The 7,451-nt window shown below is 37.7% G+C and carries 6 protein-coding genes; 1 reads left to right on the top strand and 5 read right to left on the bottom strand.

Annotated features, from left to right (window positions below):
- The first annotated feature begins 287 nt into the window (after positions 1–287).
- Positions 288–710 (top strand): NYN domain-containing protein, encoded by a 423-nt coding sequence (locus tag BUB94_RS15040; RefSeq protein ID WP_217653148.1) that lies wholly within the window; start codon positions 288–290, stop codon positions 708–710.
- Positions 711–823: 113 nt separating this feature from the next.
- Here the strand turns inward: BUB94_RS15040 and BUB94_RS15035 are convergent, their stop codons facing one another.
- Genes BUB94_RS15035 through BUB94_RS15015 form a run of 5 tightly spaced genes read right to left on the bottom strand, consistent with a single transcriptional unit; the run spans position 824 to position 7,129 of the window.
- Positions 824–1,657 (bottom strand): HNH endonuclease, encoded by an 834-nt coding sequence (locus BUB94_RS15035; RefSeq protein WP_073238555.1) that lies wholly within the window; start codon positions 1,655–1,657, stop codon positions 824–826.
- A 2-nt stretch (positions 1,658–1,659) separates the two neighbouring features.
- Positions 1,660–3,261, bottom strand: coding sequence for an ATP-binding protein (locus BUB94_RS15030; protein WP_073238552.1), 1,602 nt, complete (start codon positions 3,259–3,261; stop codon positions 1,660–1,662).
- A gap of 15 nt (positions 3,262–3,276) precedes the next feature.
- Complete coding sequence (locus tag BUB94_RS15025; RefSeq protein ID WP_217653147.1) at positions 3,277–5,097, bottom strand: DEAD/DEAH box helicase; 1,821 nt, start codon at positions 5,095–5,097, stop codon at positions 3,277–3,279.
- Positions 5,098–5,132: 35 nt separating this feature from the next.
- Complete coding sequence (locus BUB94_RS15020; RefSeq protein ID WP_073238549.1) at positions 5,133–5,963, bottom strand: hypothetical protein; 831 nt, start codon at positions 5,961–5,963, stop codon at positions 5,133–5,135.
- Positions 5,964–5,974: 11 nt separating this feature from the next.
- Positions 5,975–7,129: a DNA cytosine methyltransferase gene (locus BUB94_RS15015; RefSeq protein WP_073238546.1), complete on the bottom strand. Its 1,155-nt coding sequence runs from the start codon at positions 7,127–7,129 to the stop codon at positions 5,975–5,977.
- Positions 7,130–7,451: the final 322 nt, after the last annotated feature.

The following is a 7,451-nucleotide window of genomic DNA, read 5'->3' as shown; positions in this document are numbered from 1 at the left end:
ATGGATTTGTATAATTTTGACATGGGCTTTTTCTTCTGTTTTTTTTGGCGATTAAATTTTAGAAAATAGCCCATTTTTTGTTTAATTTAGGCGAATGTCAACAAAAAAGGGTGGCGAAGCCACCCACACATGTTGATGAAGAGCCAAAAAATTCAAACGATAAAAAAATTCAGTGCAATGATTTGTACAGAATATTCTACTACGACTGCCCTCCTGTCGAGAAGAATGTTTTCCATCCACTTTTACAAAGAACCATCAACTTCAAGAAACAGCCAACATTCGCCTGGATGAATAGTTTTCTTGACGCTTTAAAAACAAAACGGAAATTTGCACTACGACTAGGTTTTCTTGCGGCTGACGAAGCGTCTTATTCATTAAAAAATGAATGTATCAAAAAACTATTTAATGGAAACATAACATTATCTGACGTAGTTGAAAAAGACTTTCAACTAGTTATGCAGCAAAAAGGTGTTGATATGAAAATAGGCATAGACATCGCGTCTTTAGCTTATAAGCACCTTGTTGATCAGATAATCTTGATTTCAGGAGATAGCGATTTTACACCTGCTGCAAAACTTGCGAGACAAGAAGGAATAGACTTTATCCTTGACCCTATGGGGCATACAATCAATTCATCGTTATTGGAGCATATTGACGGCTTAAGGTCCCACTACCAAACTTTAAATTTCAAGGGGCAAAAAAATGCTTAGCATGGGAAAGAGGGGCGCTTTTCTCGAAATGTCAATAAGTATCAAACTCAAAGACATTCACCATACCACATCAAAAATATAGTACTACAACATAGCTTGCGGAAAAACACAAATCAAGAGTCAATCTTATTTATGGAAAGAATGTCCCGCATTTCCTCTGGGGTATAAGGAGGATCTTTCCTATGCAACATTGCATGACAATTTGGACATACCGGAATCAAATCCTCCACCGGTTTCACAACATAATTTGGTCCCATTTTTGATACTGGAATTAGGTGATGAACATGAATGAATTTTTGTCCAATTATTCCATAAACAGTCTTAAAGTCAAAGCCACATACACAACAGGCATAACCTTTTTTTGCGAGACATAACTCACGATTTATAGGATTACGCTCGTACCTATTCGCGACAACTTGAAAGCAATTACCTTCTTCTTTTCCACTATGTTCAAAATCGGCATCTACAATGTTTAAAAGGGAGAAAAACAAAGTATAAGCCTGCTTTGTCCATTCACACACAACAAATGACTCGTCGTATTCGTCGTTCAAATCTATTACGGGAACTCGGGTGAACCTACAATACAACTGCTTCCAAGGATCCTTCCAAAGGGAATCGTCAATCTGGCTGCATAAAGAACCATTTATCTTGAGGTCAAATTTCACCTGCTTGCACCTAAGAGCCTCATAATAAGCAAGAAATAATTTCTTCTTATCATTAGGTGCGTATGACATTTCACGAAGTAATTGTGCGGCATACTTCTGCGGTTCAATTTCAACAATCACTCGAATATTATTCTTTATTCTAGTACGAACTTCAAAAAATGCCTGATCTTCATTTTTAGGGTAAGACAAATACACATCATCCCCATCTTGCGTTTCAACAGAAACGCAGAAGGGCATTGAAAAAACATCTTCCAAATATTCCTGAAGATCTTTACACTGCATAATTAATTTTCATCCAATGCAGGATCTGGCAAATCAGCTACAAGTTTGCGAAGAATACGCGAAACCATATAACGCATTTCCTCGTAATTTTCAATTGTCGCTTGATTACAGGTCGAATTTTCAGCTTCTGCAAGCGCCCAAAGCAAATCATCCAAGCCTTCTACAACGACACCCTTAGAAAGAATCGGGCCGTATACCTTTTTATAGAAATCGTGACCTTCATTAATTCTTACAGCATTTTTTCCATCAATCAAAGCCGGCTCCCACAGCGCGTTTCCGTCAATGGTTTCTACAGGAACCACACGACATTGCTTCGGAGATTCTGCATTTCCAATGGTAATCTTCTTAGTAAAAGAACCATTGGAATTTTCAACCAAAGCCTCATTTGGTTTTCCCGTTGGCGTCAATCTCGATTCTTGAACTTCAGCTCCTTTTGCCTCGATAGTCGAATTTGAGGAATCATGAGCGCTTTTACCTGGTTTATGAATGTCGCTAGTTTGTCCTTCTCTGTACCTTTTTTGAGCTTCACGACGAGGCGCATTCAGGAATCTATTTAGATAATCAGATAATTCTGATATCAACAGAATTCTTGATTTTTTTATATCAACATTTAGAAGTTCATCTAATTCCTGCCCAAAGGAAAATTCCACACGCAATAGAGAATAATGCGGTTCTTTCGTAAAGAATCCCAGCCAATCACCAAAATGAATAAGTCTATTTTCACGATAAACATAGAATCCCTGGAAATCATTATTTCCTCTAGCTTTATCAGCAGCTTCCTTGGAACTAAATTCCGATTTTCTAGGAATTACATACGCCGCGACATCAAAGGAGAAATTTCCCTCATCACCAATTTCAACAGGAACAGTTTCTCGCTGTAATAAGGAAGTTTTTTGTTCCTTAACACAGAACGGATCCCATGCTTCAATTTTTTCGCCATTCACTCTTATTTCTACATTTTCTGCACGATTATCATTTTCATCAAGAAAACGTTGAAACACCATCGCTATATGGAATTTTAACTCATCAATCTTTTTATCAAGAGCTTTTTTTGCCGCAGAATTACTTTTGTAATCCTTCAACAATCTGTCGATTTTATCCCATACAACCAAAGTACCACTGCAATTATTCGCAGTTTCATCAAACAAATCTAATTCATCTGCAGATGCTTCAACAATCCGAAGTTTCCATGATCCAACGCGGCTAATATAATCCAAATCCCACTGAACCTTGATTATCTCCGAATCAGCAGCATTTCTAGACAATACGGACAACTGCTTACAAAATGCTGTGGATGCCGTTTTTAAACCCAGGCCGAATTTTCCAAGACTCTTCTTTTCCGACCGTTCCTTAGAGCCATATTTCATTGCATTTTGCAAGCCATTATAATCCATGCCAATGCCATTATCTGCAATATATACAGCAACCTCTAACTTCGGATTCATTACAATATTGATATCAACACGCGTCGCCTTAGCCGCAATTGAATTATCAACAATATCCGCAATTGCGGTGTTGAAATTATAACCGGTATCCCTTAAACCATTTACAATACGCGCTGGATCTGGTTGTAATTCAATTTCCTGTACTTGATTGTTGTTCATTCTTCATGTTCCTTCTTAAAAATTTGGGACTAAGTTCAATGCGTCAATTACATCTTGATAATCATTATCAAAGCCTTCTGTGCCAACAACAGCATTTTCGGCAATTAGTCGTTTCCGATTAATGCGATCCTGAATAATTTGCTCAACTGTGTTTTGATAATAGAGTCGATAAACAAACACCGTTTTTTCCTGTCCTCTTCTGTAAGCTCTCGCAGAAGCCTGATCTTCCAAAGATGGGTTCCACTCAAGATTGTAATGAATTACATGGTTTGCGCCTGTTATGTTCAATCCAGTTCCCGCAGCTCTGGGATTTAGGAACAATATGGCACTGCCATCATATCGGTTGAAATCATCCACAATTTTCTGTCTTAACGAAATTTCGGTCTCGCCATTAATAGACCAGTTTTTTACGCCTACATTTTTTTTCAAATAACCTGTAAAAACATCAAACATCTTTTTATAGGAGGTGAAAACAATGGCTTTTTCCCCTTTTTCAATAATTTCTTCAACGAGTTCACAGAAACGTTGAAATTTTACCGAATCGTCAAATGGATTTCCACTTTCATCATCAATTAGATGTGGATGCGTACAAAACATTCTTAATTTCTGGAGAATCCCAAATCCTGGATTTCCCGATTCAGACTCGCACTTCGCCTCTGACAAAAGCATTGAATAAGTTTTCGCCTCCTTTTCAGACATTTGGAGAGGTTGTTCAATATCTATTCGCGGTGGTAGTTCATCAGCAACTTCTTTCACACGTCTTCTGACCATCATCGCGGATAAAATCGGTTCTAGTTTTTTACCACCTTCAACATCATCAGAAATACATTCCCTAAAAGACTCAACATCCCCAAGCACCCCTGGATAGACAAAATCTAGAATCGACCAAATATCCGTTATATGATTTTCAAAGGGGGTTCCTGTCACTGCAATACATTTTTCTGAGTTTATTCTGCAACAAGTTTTTTTACGAATACTATCAGGATTCTTTATGTTTTGAGCCTCGTCCAAAACGGCCAAATACCATCTTGCCATATTCAACATTGGTAAGTCATTGATTACCGTGGAATACGATGTCACAACGACATCATAAGGTTCCAAACATTTGTAGTTGCTTATTCTATTTGAACCATGATGAACATAAACATTTAGAGTAGGGGCAAATTTATTACATTCACGCTTCCAATTCGCGAGTAACGAAATTGGAGCTACAATCAAAAAAGGTCCCTTATTTTTTTGTTGAAAAAACAACATTGTCGCAATTATCTGCATCGTTTTGCCAAGGCCCATTTCATCGCCAAGGACGCAACCAGAAAGGCCTTCAAGCGTATTGCAAATCCAATTAAATCCTACATGCTGATATTCAAACAATGTCGCTCGCAAAGGAATTTCACTTGGATTAATATCCAAACCATTCTTTTGACTATTCGAGTCAAACTCAACAAAGTCATCAAAAAGTTGTACCTGATGAGTAAACTCATATTGCTTTATTTTGACATATTGGGACCTTGATATTGTCCCTTGTTCATAAACAGCAGCTTTTGCTAAACAACCCTCCAAATCGTCAAGATTCTTGTTGACATGATACCATGTATTACAAAGAATAACATGATCAACAAGCTTACCATTTACAATCGGCAAGATTTTCTTTTTGCCTCTTTTCTCTGCTTCAATAGAAAGAACGAGACTATTTTCACTTGATTGCAAAGATGCGGTCAAATTGCATCCCAAAGAGGAAAATCTAATTTGAGAAAGCGGTGGATTACCTTCTTTCACAAGCGAAAATACTTCCTGAGCGGATGGGTAAAACTTGTTTCCATCCTTAAAGGAAATCAATATATCATCCTCTATTTTCCATTCCGTCATCGCAATCAACCATTTCTTTTAAAGCGAGCAAGACTTGCAGCGCTGATTGATATTTTGGGCGCAGATGTAGGTTGTACGAGGTACTCAATCGACACATCGTTCAAGTTCAAAGATGAAGTAATTTTTTCTGCCTTTTGGTAAGATGCTGATTCTTCAGCATCTGGAGTATAAGTATTCAGTTTCGCCCCTATAGTGAAACTACCTACATTTTCAACTATTTTTCTTAATGGAAAATTTGTTGAATAAGCAAATACAATGTCTGCAACATACCCATGACTAACGTTTACTACGTTAAGTGAATTTAAAATTGGCGAAATATAAAAGTCATTCCGATCTACAGTTTTACTCCCTGCCCACCAAGAATAATTGCTTACAAAATTCCATAAGTATCCCGCAGCTTCTGTAGAACCTGCGTCATCCCCATAGATTTCGTTAAACATCTCTTTTGCACTTTGTATAAATAGACGCTTTGTAGCAAAATCATTTGAAACCTTTAGATTTTTCGCAAGGTGCTCTGGGTTTTGGCAAATTCTTGTGCAAATTTTTAAATAGAGTTCCTTGTATGTTAACAACTCCGTACAGAAATCAACCATGTAAGAAGCTATTACAAACCACTGATTTGCAATGAAAATTTTTTGATTAGCTTTTGTCGTAATGACGGATGTATGCCTAAAGAATTCTATCTCACAATTTTTTTCTTTTAGATAATTGGAATATGAATTCTTAAAGACATCATTTAATTCGAATTCCTGTTGTTTAAATTCATTTTGAAATCGATGCTTCGCGTATAGCAATACTGCATTCAAATCCTTAATAATTTGTGAGACATAGGGCATCGTTTTCTCTCCTATCCTTCCAACAGTTGTTTCTTAATTTCCTTAGCCAGCGTTCTAATTACAGGAACAGCCACGCTATTTCCAAATTGATGAAAAGCTTCCTTATCGGAAACGACAATTTTCATTTCCGGGAAATTCTTTTGATTATTCTGGTTATAGCCTGCATTAGGATTTTCCCATCCATTGCCGAGAATTTTATACCCTTGTAAACGACCTGCTTCAACAGGTGTTAGCTTTCTTGGATTTTTTCCTTGTGGGGATTGATCAATTAAAATTTCGCTGCCATCTTTCCAGTAACGCGCTGAAATAGTGCTGCAATAGACACTATCTCCAGTAAACAACGAATAACCAAAACCTTTTCCGTTTGCTTTATTACGCTTTTTTCGTTCCTGGTGACCAATCCACATTTTGTCACTTATTGTATTCTTTTCAGGAATTTTATCGGCAGGTTCAAAAATATCGCTTACCTTGGTTGCAATACATTTTTCTAATTCATCTTTTTTGAACAAAGGTTTCAAGTCTTTATCAAGACCCAATGGAAAATTGAAGTCATCTGCAGAGCATTGTTCTTTATCCCAACAAACAAAGAATAATCGTTCTCTATTTTGAGGAACTCCAAAAAATTTTGCATTCAAAACAGCAGTACGAACTTCATACTTCAAATCCTCTTTCAATACACGTAGCAAGGTTTCAAGAGTTTTTCCATGATCGTGATTTTTCAGTCCCTTCACATTTTCCATGAAAAGAACTTTTGGCTTTTTACCAATTTGAATTTTGTGATTGACAATGGCTGCAATATTGAAAAATAGTGTTCCGCGAGTGTCTTCAAACCCTTTTCGTTTTCCTGCAATAGAAAATGCTTGACAAGGAAATCCCCCACAAAGAACATCAAAGTCAGGAATATCGTCCATCACAACGTCATTAATGTCTGCATTGAAAAATTTGTATTTGCCATCAGAATCTTTTTTGAAAAGCGAAGGTTCTATATTCTTATAATTAGCCTCATATGTAATACGAGCATTTTTATCCCATTCGCTAGCAAATACACATTTACCACCAACACTATGCATGGCTGTATGGAAGCCACCGATACCAGCAAACAAGTCAATAAATTTGAATCCCTGCTTTGCAGATTTCTTTTTAGACTTATCATTCTGGCTGGCCATCTACTACTCGCTCCAATCAAAAAGGGTTGAACCTGAGTTCAGCCCTTTGTTCGGAGCGATGTTCCTAGCCCGTTTTTGTGGCGGCAGTTACCAGCATTTGATACGGCACCTGCACAAAACAAAAAGGCGAGGAGCATTGCTGCTTCTCGCCGAAAGTTGCGACATTCTACAATTCAAAAACAAAACTCGCGGACGACACCGACGGCGCATTAAAGGCGCCAAGCCAGATTTCGCCATACGCCAAAAACGCCTTGGCGCGCATGCACAAAAGCGAAGGTCGAGACCGCTGGGTACACGACCCCCAGGGTACAATGCGCCCATG

The sequence above is a fragment of the Fibrobacter sp. UWH9 genome, assembly GCF_900129715.1.
GTDB lineage: Bacteria > Fibrobacterota > Fibrobacteria > Fibrobacterales > Fibrobacteraceae > Fibrobacter.
This window is presented reverse-complemented; position numbering and strand designations above follow the sequence as displayed.